Raw genomic sequence first — 17,752 nt, forward strand, 5'->3', positions numbered from 1 at the left:
AGTCTCCGTTTCAGGATGTATTTCCTACATCTGCGACGGTACGCGCTGCAACTTAACTCAAACTGAATTGCCACCATGGCAATTTTCCATAAGAAAAATCTCAACGTCACTCTGTTTATTCCGGATACTCGCGTTATGGTTGGCGTTTTTCGCGAGCGAACTCGCTCCTTCAGTTTGAGACCTGTATGGCCGCTATTCATGTCAAGTTTTCCGCCCTGACGCTCAAGGCGGGTAAACGCGCATTCACCCGTATCCGTGAGCAAGGCCTTGGGCCTGCCGAGGTCGGCATCCTGCCGGGCGCAGCTGGCGGCCCCAAGGCTTTGGGGATCCAGGGTCTGGACCTGGCGCTGTTTGGCGACTGGCTGCGCCGTACACCGCGTGAGCGCGCACTGATCGGCGCGTCCATCGGTTCCTGGCGGTTTGCCAGCGCGTGCCTGCCCGACCCGGTGCAAGGCCTGCTTGATCTCGGACGGCTGTATAACGAACAACGGTTTGCCAAAGGCGTGACCATTTCCGAGGTCACCCGCAGTTGCCAGCGCATGCTCGACGATCTACTGGCCGGCCGCGATGCACAGGTGCTGGACAATCCCGACTATCGGCTGAACATCATGGTGGTCAAAAGCCACGGCCTGCTCGCCGATGACCACCGCGGACGGCTGGGTCTGGGCCTGTCGTCGGTGATTGCCGACAACCTGCGCGCTCGCGCACGGCTGTCGCGGCATTTCGAGCGGCTGATCATCCACGACCCGCGCCAGGCGCCGCCGGTGCACCCCTTGAAGGATTTCCCGTCGCGCTTCATTGCGCTGGGTGTGGGCAACCTGCGCCAGGCGCTGCTCGCCTCCGGCTCGATCCCCATGGTGATGCAAGGCGTGCGCGACCTGCCCGGCGCAGGCGCAGGCACCTACCGCGACGGCGGCCTGCTGGATTACCACCTCGACCTGCCCTACAGCGGTGATGACATCGTGCTGTACCCGCACTTTACCGACCGGGTCATTCCAGGCTGGTTCGACAAGGGCCTGCCATGGCGCCGCAGCAGTCAACAGGGTTTGCAGGATGTGTTGCTACTGGCGCCCTCAAAGGACTACCTCGCTCGTCTGCCCCACGGCAAACTGCCTGACCGCAGCGATTTCAAGCGCTTCATGGGCGATGACGCCAGTCGCCACAAATACTGGCAAACCGCGATGAGCGAGAGCCAGCGGCTGGGGGATGAGTTTCTGCAATTGGCGGATAACGGCAGGCTGGGCGAGCGGCTGCTGGCCCTCTAAAACGGCAGGAGCGAGGGACGGTGTGCGCAGTGCGGGATCAAGCTGTTAAACTCGCCGCCTGCCAGATACCTGACCGAGCCGAAAATACCGTGGAAATCTTCAAAGAGTTTACGTTCGAATCCGCCCATCGCCTGCCCCATGTACCGGAAGGCCACAAGTGCGGGCGCCTGCATGGGCATTCGTTTAAAGTGGCGATCCATCTCAGCGGCGACCTGGATCCCCATACCGGCTGGATTCGCGACTTTTCGGAGATCAAGGCAATTTTCAAGCCGCTCTACGAACGCCTCGACCACAACTACCTCAACGACATCCCCGGCCTGGAAAACCCGACCAGCGAAGTGCTGGCCAAGTGGATCTGGACCGAACTCAAACCTCTGCTGCCGGAACTCAGCGCGATCCGCATCCATGAGACCTGCACCAGCGGTTGCATCTATCGCGGCGAGTGAGCGGTTGATGAATGGAAAGCCACCTGCGGGTGGCTTTTTTGTGCACGGTCACATACCAGTCATTTTTCGACGGAGCCCGCAACAATGATACGCCCCGCTACCGCCCACGATGTCACTGCCATTGAATTCATTGTCCAGGCCGCCTACGCGCCGTACATAGAGCGCATCGGTCGTAAACCCGGCCCGATGCTGGAGGACTATCACCAACGGGTTGCCTGCGGCGGGGTGCATGTGCTGGACGATGGCGGGCGGGTTCAGGGTTTTATCATCCTGGCCGTTGCCAGTAATGCGCTCTTGCTGGAGAACCTGGCCGTTGACCCGAATGCCCAGGGCCTCGGGTTCGGGCGGCAGTTGATGGACTTTGCCGAGCAACAGGCTGTTCAGTCGGGCGCTACGAGCATCGTCCTCTACACCAATGAAGCCATGACCGAGAATATCGCGCTCTACACTCGCAGAGGCTATGTAAAAACCCATCATTGCGTCGAGAACGGCCTGCGCAGGGTGTATATGAGCAAACAACTCTGACTCAGCTAACGATCCAATGTGTCTCACTGCTGCACCGCTTTCGCGCTGGGTGAGCACCGGTCTTTCAGATGGCTAAAAGTACGGTGCAGTGATTATTGACCGCCTGCCGGTTTGGCACGCGCGGTGCAACACACCTGCGTCAACCATCAGGGAGCAAGGCACATGACGCAGTACGAACCGGGCAACGATTACCCTCTCAGCGAGGTCCCGCTGCATGCGCGCAAGGGCTTGGCGTCCACCGCGATGGTGCTGTTGGGGTTCACCTTTTTTACCGCGACCATGTTTGCCGGCGGCAAGCTGGGTGTGGCGTTCAGCTTCGTCGATATGCTCGGTGTCGTGGCGTTGGGTAACCTGCTGTTGGGCATCTACGCTGCAGGACTGGGATACATCGCGTTCAAAAGCGGCTTGAACTCCGTGCTGATGGGCCGCTTCTGTTTCGGCGAGGTGGGCAGCAAGCTCAGCGACCTGATTCTCGGTTTTACCCAGATCGGCTGGTATGCCTGGGGTACCGCCACGGCAGCCGTGGTACTGGGCAAATATTTCGCATTGAGCCAGGGCAGCGTGCTGGGTTTGATGGTGCTGTTTGGGCTGGTGTTCTGCGCGACGGCATACGTGGGGTATCGCGGCCTTGAGATCCTGTCGTATATCGCGGTGCCGGCGATGGGCATTCTGCTGTGCCTGTCGATGTGGGTGGCAACGGTACAGGTCGGCGGGCTGGATGGCCTGCTGGCGGTGGTGCCGACGGGTGAGTTGAACCTGTCCACGGCGATCACACTGGTGTTTGGTACCTTTGTCAGCGGGGCGACCCAGGCCACCAACTGGACGCGATTTTCCCGCTCGGCCAGAGTCGCGGTGCTGGCCAGTCTGATCGGATTCTTTGTCGGCAATGGCTTGATGGTGTTGATCGGCGCTTATGGCGCCATCGTCTATCAGCAACCTGACGTGGTTGAAGTGTTGCTGCTGCAAGGCTTTGCCATGGCGGCGATGGCCATGTTGCTGCTCAACATCTGGAGCACTCAGGACAACACCATTTACAACTTCGCCGTGGCCGGTTGCAACCTGTTACGCACTCGCCGCCGCAAGACCGTGACCCTGGCCGGCGCAGTGATCGGCACCTTGCTGGCCTTGCTGGGCATGTATGACATGCTGGTCCCGTACCTGATTCTGCTGGGCACCGTGATCCCCCCGATAGGAGGAGTGATCATGGCAGACTTCTTCTACCGCTATCGTGGCCGTTACCCGCGCCTGGCCGTCGCCCGCCTGCCCGCCTTCAACTGGCCGGGACTGGCGGCATATGCCGTCGGCACCGTGCTGGCGTTCAGCTCGCCCTGGGTGGCGCCACTGGTGGGGATAGTCGCCGCGTCCCTGACCTACATGCTGCTCACCGCCGTACTGCACGTACGCGAACCACTGGCTGACGCGCAGGCATGAGCCTTACCCTTGCCGATGGTAATCTGTCGGCCGCCTGATTGTTTTTAGCCAAGAGGAACTTGCCCATGCACATCATCAATGCCCGCCTGCGCAACCGTGAAGGCCTGCATGATCTGCACCTGGAAAATGGCCGGATTGCCAGCATCACGGCACAGACCGCTGTGCCTGCGTTAACAGCCCACGACCTGGACGCCGCCGGCAATCTGGTGATACCGCCCTTTGTCGAACCGCATATCCATCTCGATGCCACCCTCACGGCCGGCGAACCACGCTGGAACATGAGCGGTACGTTGTTCGAAGGCATCGAGTGCTGGGGCGAACGCAAGGCCACCATCACTGAGGAAGACACCCGCACCCGTGCCCGCAAGACCATTCAGGCCCTGGCCGCCCACGGTATCCAGCATGTGCGCACCCACGTCGATGTCACCGACCCGGACCTCACCGCGCTCAAGGCCATGCTGCAGGTGCGCGAGGAAAGCGCGCACCTGATCGACCTGCAAATCGTCGCCTTTCCCCAGGAAGGCATCGAGTCCTACCGCAACGGCCGTGAGCTGATGGAAGAAGCCATTCGCCTGGGGGCCGATGTGGTCGGCGGCATTCCGCACTTCGAGTACACCCGTGACCAGGGCGTAAGCTCGGTGAAATTTCTGATGGACCTGGCCGAGCGCACCGGCTGCCTGGTGGACGTGCATTGCGACGAAACCGACGACCCCCACTCGCGCTTCCTCGAAGTGCTTGCCGAAGAAGCGCGCAGCCGCGACATGGGTGCCCGTGTCACCGCCAGCCACACCACGGCCATGGGCTCCTACGACAATGCCTACTGCGCCAAACTGTTCCGCCTGCTGGGGCATTCGGGCATCAGCTTCGTGTCCTGCCCCACCGAAAGCATTCACCTGCAAGGGCGCTTCGACAGTTTCCCGAAACGCCGTGGCGTTACGCGCGTCAACGAACTGCTGGAGGCCGGCATGAACGTGTGCTTCGGCCAGGACTCCATCGTCGATCCGTGGTACCCGCTGGGCAACGGCAACATCCTGCGCGTATTGGAAGCGGGCTTGCACATCTGCCATATGCTCGGCTACCGCAACCTGCAAAGCGCCCTCGATCTGGTCACCGACAACAGCGCCAAGGCCATGGCCCTGGGTGACCGGTACGGCCTGGCCCCCGGGCGGGCGGCCAACCTGCTGATTCTCTCGGCAGACAGCGACTATGAGGTAATTCGCAGCCAGGGCCTGCCGCTGTACTCGATCCGCAATGGCAAGGTGCTAATGAAACGCCAGCCCGCGCAGGTGGAATTTTTGCACGCTGCGGGCTAGACGATCGAGTCGATATCCAGCGTATGCACCCTCCCTCGATCATCGAGGGTGGGCGGAGGAATGCTGGCAACCTGGGACAATGCGCGGTTCTCGCGATGGCTGAACCAACGTTTAAGGCAGGGTTGCAGGTGCGGCGCGTCGGCATGACTGCCATAGACGTCGCGGGCATCAAGGCGGCGCCAGCGCAAGCTCTGCAGGCGCTCGCGGCTGGTGCGCAAGCGGTCGATTTCGGCACTCAAGGCCTGGCTGAGTGGGTGCGCGTGACTGCGCTGGTTAGTCGGCCGACGACGATCAAGTTCGCGGTTCCTGTTGCGCAGTTGCTGGCCCATATGCTCAAGCGCTCGGTCGATCCATTCGAACTCCCTCGGCGTGACCAGCGTACCCTGGCTTTCCAGGGTCTGCTGCCAACGACGCAAGGTGGCCCAGGCGGCCGGTATGTAACTGGCAGTCATGAAATGCTGGCTGGCCTGAAATAGCTGTTTCAGCAGGTTGTCACGCGCGGGCATGTCACCGTACAGCTGCAGCGCGCGATTGCAGGCCGCTTCCTGGATGGACTCACAACCGGGTTTCCACAACACCGAAGACTGCGTGCCATCCGGCAGCTTGATCGGCATGAAATGCTGCTGTTCGCCATGATGCTGATAGGGGTCGCCACCCACGCGCACCAGCCCGGCGGCGAACAACAAGCCGCCGGGTCCGGGGGCACTGAACAATGCGACAGCACCGGGAATCCACAGCTTGGCAGTGGTGTTCATCCATGTGGCCGGGACACTGGGCACGGGGTCGTTGTGGTTGACGATGCGATGGTGCACCAAGCTGGACGCGCCGGCGACGAACTCGGAGTCGGCTGCGCGGGGGGCGCCGTAAGTGTAGAGGAGTGGGTTGTAATCTCGGTCAGGGACGCGACGCAGTCCTTCAGCCAATAGCAAGGCAATTGCGCCGCCAAGACTGTGACCGCAAATGATGATGCGTTGCCCCCTATGAAACAGGCTGAGATATCGCAACACAAAATCGCGCATGGCACCGTATGCCTGGTAAAAGCCCTGATGAACTTTGCCGACACCCTCGGAAAAGGACACCTTGTGAGCATTTGCGTCCCTTAATCCATCAGATGTACTGGCGGTACCGCGTACAGCAATCAAGACAATCTCATCGTGATGGCAGATAAAGGCTTGGGTATCAGTGCCAAACGCCTCATCGTCAAAAAAATGCAATTTGGCGGGATGCTCCTGGGCCGTCCCCAAGTCTGGAGCGTTTTGCGGATACAACTCAGGGTCGAAGGGCAATATTTCAAAACGTTTGGAGTACGGTACATCTTCATACAAGGGATAAAAGCGCTGCACCTGCCCGCCGTCAAATTTCCATGCCTGCTGATACCCTGAAAGCTTTTGTGCGAAGACATTTCCCACACTGGGCTCCAGCGAGAAATGCACCTCATCCACTGGTTTATCCGCAGGTTCCTGACCAAAACCGCAGTAACTCAAAGTAGACATCAGCGCCAATTGGTAAAGGTTCAAGGCACAGAACTGATCATCACTGGAAAGAATTGGCCGAAGCGCACGTAATGGCCGAACCTCAAGAACCGTATGCCGGTTGGGAAACAACACGACGCCTGACAGTGCCTGTTCAGGAGGACCAAAACCCAGCTCGGCCACCATCTTTAACGCGTGTCGTTGGGTTCCATGAATGCCGGGTGTCAACGTTGGTAAATGGGCCCCGTGTCGAACCAGATCACGCACCTCAACCTGATAGTAATGATCTCCCTTCTGCCAGGCCGGGTTCTTCTCATTACGCTCAGCTACAGGATCAAGAAATCGCGTTTTTTCAGCTCTGACCTGGAGGTCGGTAATAAGTAATGGATAGCTACTGCGCTTCTGCAAGTGCTGATACACGCTCTCTCCCACCTCATAGAGTGCATTGAAAATCAGCACGACAGGACCTTTGCATTGATCCTCCAGCCGCACAAAACCATTTCCGTCCAGCTGCCCTTTGTGTCTCTGTCCGGCACTGTCAATAACCTCGTAGGCAAGCCCGCCATAGGCTTTTCCTTCCCCTGATGCCTCCACAAGACGGAAGCTCAGCCAATCACCACGTAATGCACAAGCAGGCATTCTTTCGTTAAAAAAAGGCTGCTTCCATTGCTCAATTGCCATGCTGGATATCCTTATTCAGTGCAGGTTGGATAAATAGTGCATCTACGTCCATCGGGCATTTTGAAAGACTTGAAGTCCACCGTGTTTGCGGCGCAAAAAGCGTTTTGGTCCTCCAGGCTGCTTCCCCGACAACGCTTCCAGCCCTGTGGAAACTGGACCCAGTTGTCGCCCATGTAAGGTCGCTCTTCGTTGATGACGCCTATGACAACCCTGAGGGTTTTCTTCGCAAGCTGGTCCCGTTCAACCGCCACAGATTTTTTGCGCTCGTCTTCCTCATCGGTTACCGAATTGCATTTAAGAACTTTGATGATTGTGTGCTGGGGCCCTGCGGTTCGAAACAACCACTGACATTGCCGGCGTAACACCTGAACACCCGAACCCATTTCGGGTGAGGCAACCGCCGCTGCTCCATCACCGATAAAGATGCTCGTGATCTCTCCAGCAACATCCGAGTACCGCGCTCCCCACTTTGCATAAATATCAAACTCCAGGTCGCGTAATACCAGGGGACATCCGTCCGTCGTTTCGGTCAGAGGAAGCTCATAACTCACTCGACTCGCTACCGATGCGTACTCAGAAGAAAACACCTTCCGTTCAGGTCTTTTGCCTCGACGTCGGGGCAGCGTGCAGGTCTCCCCCGTTGCAGGTCGATAATTGGCAGCCGTTTTAATTTTAAATCCGGCCGGCAAATCCAACTCCAACGTAAAGCGCTCCGCCGTCCTCCCCGCACACCCATAAAGCCCCGCCATCACAAAAACAAATAACGTCGCTCCCACCCACCTATTCATCCTCGCACCCCGCCCTGCGCCATTGCCCAGCGACCCGTTCAAAATGCTCTCCCGGCGTCTCGCCGGTTCTCGGTGGCCAATGAACAATGCTGCCTCGCGTCGCTTCCTCCAGCCTGCGCACCACCAGGAATTCCAGTTGCTCCACCCCACTCCATTGCCAGGCACGTGCCTGTTCCAGTACTTGCGTCAACCAGATTCGGGGGTCCTGAAATTCAAACAGCGCAGCAAGGTTTTCGCTGTGTTCGGCCAACAGGTAGCGCAGGATATTGCCGTGCAGGATCGCTTCGGACTGTGGGTTTGGGACGGTCAGCCATGGGGCCGGATCAGGCACCGGGTAGTCTCCGGGGGCAGGGTTCTCGGCTTGTTGCCAGGCGCCTTCATGCCAGTAGCACACGCTGATCATAGGGCCGAGAAAGGTCGGCCAGTGTGCTTTCGGTAAATGGGCCAGGGCACGGGCGAAGGTGCGACTGTCGTGGAAACGGTAGAGCGCCTGACTACCAGCCGGCCCCATGATCAACCGCTCGCGCCAGTGTCGCGCCAGGCTGGTCAGGTCTTCATCGGGCAGGCTCCCCAGCCAACCCCAATGGCCCTCGGGATGTTGCAGCAGCTCAACCAGAGCGGGTTCATTCAGATGCTCCAACAGCAGCATCACGGGACCTGAGTCTGCCAGCTGCGCTGCAACGGTCTCGCTGTACAGGCTGCGGTAGTAAGGCGGCTCACGCACGGCCAGCAGTGGCTGACGCGCACGGTTGCTTCCCTCGAGTATCAGACACAGACGCCGTCCCGCCTGTTGTTGCCGGACCATCCATTCGCTGGGCAGGTTCTCCATCATGCAGCCCTCCCGAGCCTGTCGCACAGGCCTTCGCGGCAGCGTTCACAGAGTGGGCAAAAATCCGCGTCCAGTTTTCGAGCCAAACGCATGATGGCGCCCTGTGCCGTGGAGATACTCGCAGCCGCCGCCGGCATGGCGCTGATCGAGCGCGTGAGGGACGGCGCACCGCCCGGGATGATTGGCCGGCTGCTGAAGATACCGCCGGCCTGGATCACCAGGTGTTCGCCTCCGGCCTTCAGACTCAGTTGCGCCCCCGCATCAATCACCAGGCTGGCACCGGCCTTGAGGTGCAGTTGCTGCCCGGCCTCGATCACCAGGGTCTGGCCGACACGGGTCAGGCTGTCACCCTGTACATCGAGGTGATCGTGCGCCTCGAGCACCACCTTGCGATCACCCACGACATGGCAATGATCCTCGCTTTCCAGGCGCACCGAATTCACTCCGCGAATGACTTCACGCCGCTCGCCGGCCACCTCAAGGCGACTGTCATGCCCGACCTGTTGTTCCAGGTCACGCTGGGCGCGCAGGAAGATGAGTTCCTCGCCGCGCCGGTCTTCGAGGTGCAACTCGTTGGCGCCATCGCCGCCGGGTGAGCTGCAACTGCGCAACACGCTGCGCGTCTTGTGTTGTGGCAACGGGTAGCTGGGCAGGTGTGATGCATTGGGCAGGCAGCCGTTGACAAGCGGCCGGTCCGGATCGCCTTCCAGGAACGTCACCAGCACTTCCATCCCCACCCGTGGAATCATCATCGCGCCGAAGCCATCACCTGCCCATCCCGACGCCACCCTCACCCAGCAACTGCTCTTGTCGTCGGTCTTGTCCAGGCGATCCCAATGAAAGCGGACCTTCACCCGGCCATAGGCATCGCAATGCACATCCTCCCCGGCAGGCCCGGTCACTGTCGCGGTCTGGCTGCCGTTGATGGTTGGCCTGGGGTGTTTGAGGGGCGGTCGGTGTACGGCGCGCCAGGGTGTCGCGGTGAAGCGGTTGCGATAACCACGGAACTTGCCAGCCTCGACGACTGCTTCCTCCAGCACCTGCGGTTGATAACCTTCATGGCGCACCGACGTGAGCAGCCACAGGTCATTGCAGTCCGGGTCCGGGTGGTCCTGCAACGGCAGGAAGTGACCACTGCGCAGCGCAGGTTGATCACTCCTGCCCAGCACCCGATGCCGATCGCTTTGATGGCGCTCCAGGCCCCGTCGCGCCAATTGCACACCCCGTGCATGGCCGGTAAAGCCTGCGGGGTACCGATAGTCCTGATGGGGTAGCGCGCCGGTATCCCCGGCGGTGTCCTGCAGGGACAGCGAAGGGTGCTCGAAATCATGATCACGGCGCACGGTTTGCTGGCTGCGTGTCGCCAGCCGCCGGTCGAAACGCTGGACCACCGGAGCGCCCTGATGCATCGGGTCGGCTGAGGCGCTGTAACGCTGCGCGGGCAGGCGCTGAAACACCGTCTGGTCATCGCCGAATACCAGTAGATGATTGTCCGCAGTGTGGCGAAAGTGGAAATGGATGCCCTCCTCCTCGCACAGCCGCTGGATGAAATGCAGGTCGGTTTCTGCGTATTGCACGCAGAACTCGCGCGGCGGATACACCACCGGGCCAAGCTCAAAGGCATAGGCGTCGGCGAGGATGCCGTGGTGTTCGAGCACCGCCGCAATGATCTGCGGCACACTGCGCAGCTGGAAAATCCTCTGGTCGCGGCGGTGGGCCAGGCACGCCAGCCGCGGTGCCAGGGTGAGGCGGTAGCGCGTGAGCCGTGCACCCGGGTCATCGCGACCGACGCTGTAGACCTGCCCATGCAGGCCTTCATCGACTTCGCCCAGGCACAGGAAGACTGGTTGATGAAGCAAGGCCTCCAGGTCAATAGAGGCGTTTTCGCTGACTAACTGAACCTGAATAAAGTATGGCTGATCAATGGCCTCAGTGCCCTTGAATGCCAATACCTGAAAGTCTGTATCCAGCCCTGGAAAGATTAATTTACACCGTGAAGAAACAAACGCATCAGCCATCTTGGGTAACCGCCAATCAACTTCCTGATTGAAATGCTTTTCCTCGTCAGTCCCCGCTGGGTGGCGAAAAAAAGTGCCTGAACGCCCTGAAGCTTAGCGATCCCAGAGGAAATTCGGCCTTTCAAAAATAAAAAAGAAGTTTCGTACGACGAGGATGGAAGTGTCTTTTACAAGATAATAAAAAAGACCAACAGACTGATTGCTATCAACAAGAAATTTCGTACGTTAGTTCGTAGGCAGATAACTAACAAGCTGTAGTCACATGCCAAGCAAGTGTCGGTTTATCACAAAAAACCGATCCTGTGGGAGGTGCACTGATAAGAGTAATCCCTGCGGGAAATCCGGGGTTCAGCCTTTCCCCCGGGGACTACACACCTTCAAGACCACCTCCCATAGGCTCGATAGCCTTTCTGTGGTCAGTAACGTGCTGAGCGTTCCCGCATTTGTAAAATAATATTCGCAACCGGCGCTTTTAGCCCCGAATGGCGACGCAAGCACGCTCGCTCGGGACGGCCTGATGTGCAAGGATGTCGCGCAGGACATCGTTAGTTGAACGTCAAACCAAGGACTCTGCATGACTGCCATCCCCACCCCAGCGCCCGTGGTTCCCGGCCGGCTGGAACAAATGTCGACACGCATCGCCTTTTTTATCGCCGGCTTCGGCATCGCGGCCTGGGCCCCTCTGGTGCCCTATGCCAAGGCGCGCGCGAACCTCAACGAAGGCACGCTGGGCCTGCTGCTGTTATGCCTGGGAGTGGGGTCGATCCTCGCCATGCCAATGGCGGGCGTGCTCGCATCACGCTATGGCTGCCGCCGCGTACTGACGGCGGGTACGATCATGATCTGCCTGGCCTTGCCGATGCTGGCCACGGTCAGTTCTATACCGCTACTGATTGCCGGGTTATTCCTGTTCGGCGCGGGCCTCGGCGCGGTGGACTCTACGGTCAACCTGCAAGCGGTGATCGTTGAGCGCGCCAGTGGCAAGACCATGATGTCAGGCTTCCATGGGTTGTTCAGCCTGGGGGGCATTGTCGGCGCGGCGGGTGTCGCGGGCCTGCTGGGGCTCGGCTGCTCGCCCCTGCAGGCGACGCTGGTAGTGATCGTGATCATGGTCCTGGCGCTGCTCAAGGCCGGGCCGCATCTGTTGCCTTACGGCAGTGAGAGCTCCGGACCTGCGTTTGCCATTCCCCATGGCGTGGTGCTGTTTATCGGCTGTCTGTGTTTTATCGTGTTCCTGGCCGAAGGCGCGGTACTGGATTGGAGCGCAGTGTTCCTCAGTGCCGAACGCGGCCTGGATGAAGCCTATGCGGGCCTGGGCTACGCAGCCTTTGCCTTGACCATGACCGCCGGACGCCTGACCGGTGATGTGATCGTGCGTCGTCTGGGCGCAACGCGTGTGATCGTGGTCGGCGGCGCGCTGGCGGCGGCCGGCATATTCCTCGCGACACTCTCCCCTGCCTGGGAAATGGCATTGCTCGGTTATGCGCTGGTGGGCGCCGGCTGTTCAAACATCGTCCCGGTGCTCTATACCGCAGTCGGCAAGCAGACCGTAATGCCGGAACACATTGCCGTGCCGGCCATCACCACGCTGGGCTATGCAGGGATTCTGGCGGGCCCTGCCGTGATCGGGTTCATTGCTCACGGCAGCAGTCTGGCCACCGCCTTCATGCTGATCGGGATTCTGCTGGCAGGGGTAGCGGTCAGCGGGAAAATACTGCGGGCATGATCACGTGCGACGGGAAAACAGGTTCCGTAAGCTGGCGAGCAGTGAACTCGACAAACCGGATTCAGACTTCTCCGTGAGCGCTCTCGAACCTTTATGAAAGTCCTCGGTAGTAGGCGCCTTGAAGCTGAATTTAGGCGTGGACGTGAGGTTGAGGCCCTCCGTCAGAGACTTGTCCTGGTTTTTGGCCTCACATGCAGCAGTCAGGGGTACGGTGTACTGGGCGTGACGAGATTCAACGGATGTCGAGTTCATGATCCAGACCTGATCCAGTAGTTGAAGACACCCATCGGCACACTCCTACCGATGGGGTGTCTTATTCGTGGCAAACCGCCGCAAATGGTTCCCTCCTGACCGCTCCAAACGTTTGTAAAGAGGCTCCGCCAACTGCCATCAACGCGCCTTGCGCTCTGCGTCCTGCTCAAGCCAATGATCAAGGCTCGTATTGCTGAGATAGCCCTGCGGACACATCGGACCAAACAGCAGCGCGGCGTTGGTGCGCTCCAGAGAGGGCATCAATTCCGGTCGAGTGAACAGATTCTTCGCCATGTACACGCAGCGCTCGCTGTATTTGGGTCTGGGCATGCCTGTGAACGGATCGACTACAGGCACTGCGTGCCGATCGACCTCGTAAGGGTCCAGCATCACCTCCTTGAGCGCCGCGATTGCCACATACTGGCGAGCGCCAAAGAAAAACTTTCGATCCTTCGCCGGCTCGCGCAATTGCTCGAACAATTCCTTAAGAGCCAGCACCACCTCGTGATTGCCCTTGCCATGAAACGGATCCTGGCTGAATACCTGCGGTGAACTGCTGCCCTGCATCGCCGAAGCGGCGATCTTGAGGCTGTCGCGGGTGATGTCGCCATCGCGGGTCAAGATCGCATCGGTCAGTCGCGGGCGCTTGAGGATTTCCCCCACTGTCGGGCTCAGGCGGCTGCGCTCGTCGCAATCGTCATGGGGCTCTGCCGCGAACTGGTGCAGTGATGACAGGGTCAGGCGGCCCTCCTTCAGGAAGGGGCACAACAGGTAATAGTCTTTTTCCAGTGCCGAGGCCAACTGGCTGTCCGTCGTTGCGCAGCCGATGGGAGAAGTCCGCGCCCGCACATTGGGGAGATTCTGCAAACCTCGGTGATGCAGCACGGATAATGATCCGCGCAACCGTGAAGACTGACGAGGCGTTTCGGCCGTTAAAGGCGTTTGGCTTTCACCCCAGGCCTCGGGGGGCGATGCCGGTGTTGCCACGGCTGACCGCATAGCCGTTGTATCCAGCGCTGAAGGCCGTGCGTAAGGTAATGCGCCCTCGATACTCATGAGCTATCTCCAACTTTTTCAAATATAGGCCTGCCTGGTGAGCATCAACTTGATGAGCCCGGTCATCGAGTAAACTCAGGTCAGGCAAACACCTGATATGTGGCTGGATGAGAGGGACAGTTCCGAACGTTCGAAAAACACCAATGACAGCATGTAAAAAACGTTGCGCCCTGGCGGGCAGCCAACCCGTTACCCAGGCGCCACGTACGGTGGGTGGCGCCGGGGCAACAGTCAGCGAGACAAGTGGTAGAGCGCTGACAGCATGAGAGTGTCGCCGCCGGACCCGAGTTGAAAGGCATTGATGTTTTCCAACAACTGAGAACGCTTGAGGATTTCACGGGCCATCTGAATCAGGTCATCCTGATGACCTTTACCCATCAGAGGTTCGGCAGCCCACCTTGCCAGATCGCTGATACGGAGGTCCTGCGCACCCGGCGATTTCAATTCGTTGAAGTGCTGGAATATCGATCCGACCAGCTCTTTATCGCCTTTGTACTTGAAGTAAGTATCGCCCCGGCTGACGGCGGCCAGGTCTTGCAACCTGATCAGGCCATCCTGCGCACCCGTGAATTTATCCTGATCGAGACCTCTCATGAGCGCCGGGCGCTTGAGCATTTCTCTGGCCAGAAGGATGTTCTGGTTCATGACCGGATCGCTGGTCCAGGCTTTTTTCGCCATCGTTCGAATACTGTCGAAGCTGACATAACTCGGCTTCTTCGGGTCTCTGAAGGCGTCGAAATTATTGAACAGCATTTGCGCCAGCTGTTCGTTATTCTGCGTCGACAAGCCCGCAAGCAGGGGTGGCCGGGCGAACCCTAACAGGCTCATCAAGTTACTGACCATTGCCAGCAAACCCCACATCGAAGGCGCAGGGCGCTGAGGCTCGGCGGGCTGATGCTGAATGTGCGCTGTCGTTTGCGCTTGACCGAAAACCGGTCCGGCCTGGTTTTGATGGAAGTGAAAGCTCACATTGGCCATTTTCTGCCCATTGACGGACGGCGCAGCAGGCGAAGAGCGTTTGGCCGCTTCCTCAGGCCTGGCGTTAGCCTGGGAGTGGCTATGGAAGGATGAAGTGGATACGGATGGATCAGTCGTCGATACCGACATGGGTTTCTCCAGTGAACGGGGGCGGTCTGCAGCCGAGAGATCCGACCTGCGGTCGAAACGCATCAACTGACCTCCTGTGTGGCGCATCGGTCGGAATCGGTTCCTGGCGGGCAATCATGCATGGCCCTGAACTTCCAGCGCCGCCCGCCAGTCAGCACAAGGGACTCTCAACAATCAGTGGGTGGGCCGATGCAGATCACATTGCAGCAACAAGTAGCGCTGGTCACCGGTGCCAGCTCCGGCATCGGCGCAGGCGCCGCCAAGGCCCTGGCCGAAGCGGGCGCTGCCGTAGTGCTCAATTACAATTCCCAGGCGGCACCGGCCGAAGCCCTGGCCGCACAGATCAATGCCGGCGGCGGACGCGCCATTGCCATCGGCGGCGATGTGTCAAAAGAGGCTGACGTGGAGCGTCTGTTTGCCCAGACCCTCGACGCATTCGGTCACCTGGATATTCTGGTCGCCAACTCCGGCCTGCAAAAAGACGCCAAGCTGGTCGATATGACCCTCGACGACTGGAACACCGTGATCGGCGTCAACCTCACCGGCCAGTTCCTTTGCGCCCGTGCAGCGGTGCGCATTTTCAATCGCCAGGGTGTGCGCGAAGGTGTTTCCCGCGCGGCCGGCAAGATCATCCACATGAGTTCGGTGCACCAGCTGATTCCCTGGGCCGGCCATGTGAATTACGCAGCGTCCAAAGGCGGTGTGGAGATGTTGATGCGCACCCTGGCCCAGGAGGTCAGCGAGCAACGCATTCGCATCAATGGCATCGCGCCGGGGGCGATTCGCACGGCGATCAACCGCGCAGCCACCGAAGGCGCGGCAGAAAAAGAGCTGCTCAAGCTGATCCCCTACGGCCGCGTTGGCGACGTGGAAGACGTGGCCAACGCGGTGGTATGGCTGGCCAGTGACGCATCTGATTATGTGGTCGGCAGCACCCTTTTCATTGACGGCGGCATGAGCCTTTATCCGGAGTTTCGTGGCAATGGTTGATTTCAGGAACGAACCCCAGAGCGCGATCGATGCCCACGGCATCATTGGCGACATGCGCAGCGCAGCATTGGTGAACGACAAGGGCAGCATCGACTTTTTCTGCTGGCCGGAATTCGACAGCCCGTCGATCTTCTGCGCGTTGCTCGACACCCCTGACGCCGGCACTTTCCAGCTCACCCCCGACCTGCCCGACGCCCGTCGCGAGCAGATCTACCTGCCCGACACCAATGTGCTGCAAACCCGTTGGTTGAGTGACGAAGCCGTGGTAGAGATCACCGATCTGCTCACCGTCAGTGAGGATGTCGATGACCTGCCGCTGTTGATTCGTCGCGTACGCGTGGTCAGCGGCAAGGCGACCATTCACCTGCGCTGCGCCGTGCGCCATGACTATGCGCGGGCCACCACCCGCGCCGAGATGGCCAATGCAGGCGTGGTGTTCAGCGCCGCCGACCAGCCTGGCCTGCGCCTGAGCGGCAGCCATGCGCTGACCCTCGAAGACGATGCCGCCGTCGCCAGCTTCAGTCTGGCCCAGGGCGAAGGCGCCGAATTCGTGCTCGGCGGTGAGGATGATCCGCGCGTCACCAACGCATGCACCGACCTCTATCTGGAACGCACCTTGAAGTTCTGGCGCGGCTGGATCAGCCAATCCAATTACCGTGGGCGCTGGCGCGAAATGGTCAACCGCTCGGCCCTGGCACTGAAACTGCTGACCTCGCGCAAACACGGCGCAATCATTGCCGCCGCCACCTTCGGCCTGCCTGAAACTGCCGGCGGCGAGCGCAACTGGGATTATCGCTACACCTGGATCCGCGACGCTTCTTTCACTGTCTACGCGTTCATGCGCCTGGGATTTATTGAAGAAGCCAACAGCTACATGCGCTGGCTCAAAGGCCGGGTCAGCGACTGCTGCGGCCAGTCGATCAAGATCAACATCCTCTACGGTATCGACGGTCGCCAGCAGTTGCCGGAAGCCACTCTCGACCACTTCAGCGGTCATGGCGGCGCTACGCCGGTGCGCATCGGCAACGAGGCGTTCGATCAGGTTCAGCTGGATATCTACGGCGAGCTGATGGACGCGGTTTACCTGGTGAACAAATACGGTGAAGCCATCTCCCATGAGGGCTGGAAACACACGGTGGACGTGGCGAACCAGGTCTGCGAAATCTGGAATACCAAGGATGTGGGCATCTGGGAGATGCGCGGCGAACAGCATCACTTCCTGCATTCGCGGCTGATGTGCTGGGTGGCCCTGGACCGCGCAATCCGCCTGGCCTCCAAACGTTCGCTGCCGGCCCCGTTCGCCCGCTGGGACCAGACGCGCCAGGCGATCTATGCCGACATCTGGGAAAACTTCTGGAACGAGGAGCGCGGCCATTTCGTGCAGCACATCGGCAGCACCGCCCTCGATGGCTCAATGCTGCTGATGCCGCTGGTACGCTTCGTCGCCGCCACCGACCCGCGCTGGCTATCGACCCTGGCCGCGATCCAGAAAAGCCTGGTACGCGACGGCATGGTCTACCGCTACCGCAACGACGACAGCCAGATCGACGGCCTGCAGGGCACCGAAGGCGCTTTCGCGGCCTGCTCGTTCTGGTACGTCGAATGCCTGGCCCGCGCCGGCCAGGTGGAAAAGGCCCATCTGGAATTCGAGCAACTGCTGCGCTACGCCAACCCGCTGGGCCTGTACGCCGAGGAATTCGACACCCAGGCACGGCACCTGGGCAACACGCCTCAGGCGTTGAGCCATCTGGCGCTGATCAGCGCGGCGACGTTTCTGGACAGGAAGTTGAGTGGGGAGAAGACGGTGTGGCAGCCGTGACCATAGGGTGTCACTTTTGACGCATCGATAGGAG

Annotated in this window: 14 protein-coding genes; 8 read left to right on the plus strand and 6 right to left on the minus strand. The window is 59.9% G+C overall.

Annotated features, from left to right (window positions below; all coding sequences use genetic code 11):
* The first annotated feature begins 185 nt into the window (after positions 1 to 185).
* The 5 genes from ACXX81_RS13450 (at position 186) to codA (ending at position 4,980) form a co-directional block, all read left to right on the plus strand.
* Positions 186 to 1,265 (plus strand): patatin-like phospholipase family protein, encoded by a 1,080-nt coding sequence (locus tag ACXX81_RS13450; RefSeq protein WP_209980891.1) that lies wholly within the window; start codon positions 186 to 188, stop codon positions 1,263 to 1,265.
* Positions 1,266 to 1,354: 89 nt separating this feature from the next.
* Complete coding sequence (queD, locus tag ACXX81_RS13455) at positions 1,355 to 1,711, plus strand: 6-carboxytetrahydropterin synthase QueD (RefSeq protein WP_003237990.1); 357 nt, start codon at positions 1,355 to 1,357, stop codon at positions 1,709 to 1,711.
* An 84-nt stretch (positions 1,712 to 1,795) separates the two neighbouring features.
* Positions 1,796 to 2,236, plus strand: a complete 441-nt coding sequence (locus ACXX81_RS13460) for a GNAT family N-acetyltransferase (protein ID WP_231421652.1) — start codon at positions 1,796 to 1,798, stop codon at positions 2,234 to 2,236.
* Between the two features lie 162 nt (positions 2,237 to 2,398).
* Positions 2,399 to 3,667: a cytosine permease gene (gene codB, locus ACXX81_RS13465; RefSeq protein ID WP_231421651.1), complete on the plus strand. Its 1,269-nt coding sequence runs from the start codon at positions 2,399 to 2,401 to the stop codon at positions 3,665 to 3,667.
* 65 nt (positions 3,668 to 3,732) lie between these two features.
* Complete coding sequence (gene codA / locus ACXX81_RS13470; RefSeq protein ID WP_231421650.1) at positions 3,733 to 4,980, plus strand: cytosine deaminase; 1,248 nt, start codon at positions 3,733 to 3,735, stop codon at positions 4,978 to 4,980.
* Here codA and ACXX81_RS13475 read toward each other — a convergent pair.
* The 4 genes from ACXX81_RS13475 to ACXX81_RS13490 are packed head-to-tail and all read right to left on the minus strand — an operon-like array spanning position 4,977 to position 10,768.
* The gene (locus ACXX81_RS13475; RefSeq protein WP_231421649.1) at positions 4,977 to 7,133 is read right to left on the minus strand and encodes a lipase family protein; all 2,157 of its coding nucleotides are present in this window, start codon (positions 7,131 to 7,133) and stop codon (positions 4,977 to 4,979) included. The two genes, codA and ACXX81_RS13475, sit on opposite strands and share 4 nt — an antisense overlap.
* Before the next feature lie 11 nt (positions 7,134 to 7,144).
* Positions 7,145 to 7,921 carry a hypothetical protein gene (locus ACXX81_RS13480; RefSeq protein ID WP_231421648.1) on the minus strand — a complete coding sequence of 259 codons (777 nt, stop codon included), beginning with the start codon at positions 7,919 to 7,921 and terminating at the stop codon, positions 7,145 to 7,147.
* On the minus strand, positions 7,914 to 8,750 hold the full coding sequence (locus tag ACXX81_RS13485; RefSeq protein WP_231421848.1) for a DUF4123 domain-containing protein: 837 nt from the start codon (positions 8,748 to 8,750) through the stop codon (positions 7,914 to 7,916). The genes ACXX81_RS13480 and ACXX81_RS13485 overlap by 8 nt, the downstream gene beginning before the upstream one ends.
* A complete protein-coding gene (locus ACXX81_RS13490) occupies positions 8,750 to 10,768 on the minus strand; it encodes a type VI secretion system Vgr family protein (protein ID WP_209980876.1) in 2,019 nt (672 codons plus the stop codon). The genes ACXX81_RS13485 and ACXX81_RS13490 overlap by 1 nt, the downstream gene beginning before the upstream one ends.
* 574 nt (positions 10,769 to 11,342) lie before the next feature.
* Between ACXX81_RS13490 and ACXX81_RS13495 the strand changes: the two genes are divergently transcribed.
* The gene (locus tag ACXX81_RS13495) at positions 11,343 to 12,494 is read left to right on the plus strand and encodes an MFS transporter (RefSeq protein WP_209980874.1); all 1,152 of its coding nucleotides are present in this window, start codon (positions 11,343 to 11,345) and stop codon (positions 12,492 to 12,494) included.
* Positions 12,495 to 12,884: 390 nt separating this feature from the next.
* Here ACXX81_RS13495 and ACXX81_RS13500 read toward each other — a convergent pair whose 3' ends face one another.
* Both ACXX81_RS13500 and ACXX81_RS13505 read right to left on the minus strand, forming a co-directional pair.
* Positions 12,885 to 13,802 carry a type III secretion protein gene (locus tag ACXX81_RS13500; RefSeq protein ID WP_458571868.1) on the minus strand — a complete coding sequence of 306 codons (918 nt, stop codon included), beginning with the start codon at positions 13,800 to 13,802 and terminating at the stop codon, positions 12,885 to 12,887.
* 231 nt (positions 13,803 to 14,033) lie between these two features.
* Positions 14,034 to 14,972 (minus strand): type III secretion effector protein, encoded by a 939-nt coding sequence (locus tag ACXX81_RS13505; protein ID WP_209980871.1) that lies wholly within the window; start codon positions 14,970 to 14,972, stop codon positions 14,034 to 14,036.
* Between the two features lie 126 nt (positions 14,973 to 15,098).
* On the opposite strand from ACXX81_RS13505, the gene ACXX81_RS13510 reads away from it, so the two are divergent.
* Positions 15,099 to 15,899 (plus strand): glucose 1-dehydrogenase, encoded by an 801-nt coding sequence (locus ACXX81_RS13510; RefSeq protein WP_209980869.1) that lies wholly within the window; start codon positions 15,099 to 15,101, stop codon positions 15,897 to 15,899.
* Positions 15,892 to 17,718: a glycoside hydrolase family 15 protein gene (locus ACXX81_RS13515; protein ID WP_209980867.1), complete on the plus strand. Its 1,827-nt coding sequence runs from the start codon at positions 15,892 to 15,894 to the stop codon at positions 17,716 to 17,718. The genes ACXX81_RS13510 and ACXX81_RS13515 overlap by 8 nt, the downstream gene beginning before the upstream one ends.
* Positions 17,719 to 17,752 lie beyond the last annotated feature (34 nt).

It is taken from the genome of Pseudomonas sp. GNP013 (assembly GCF_054343995.1).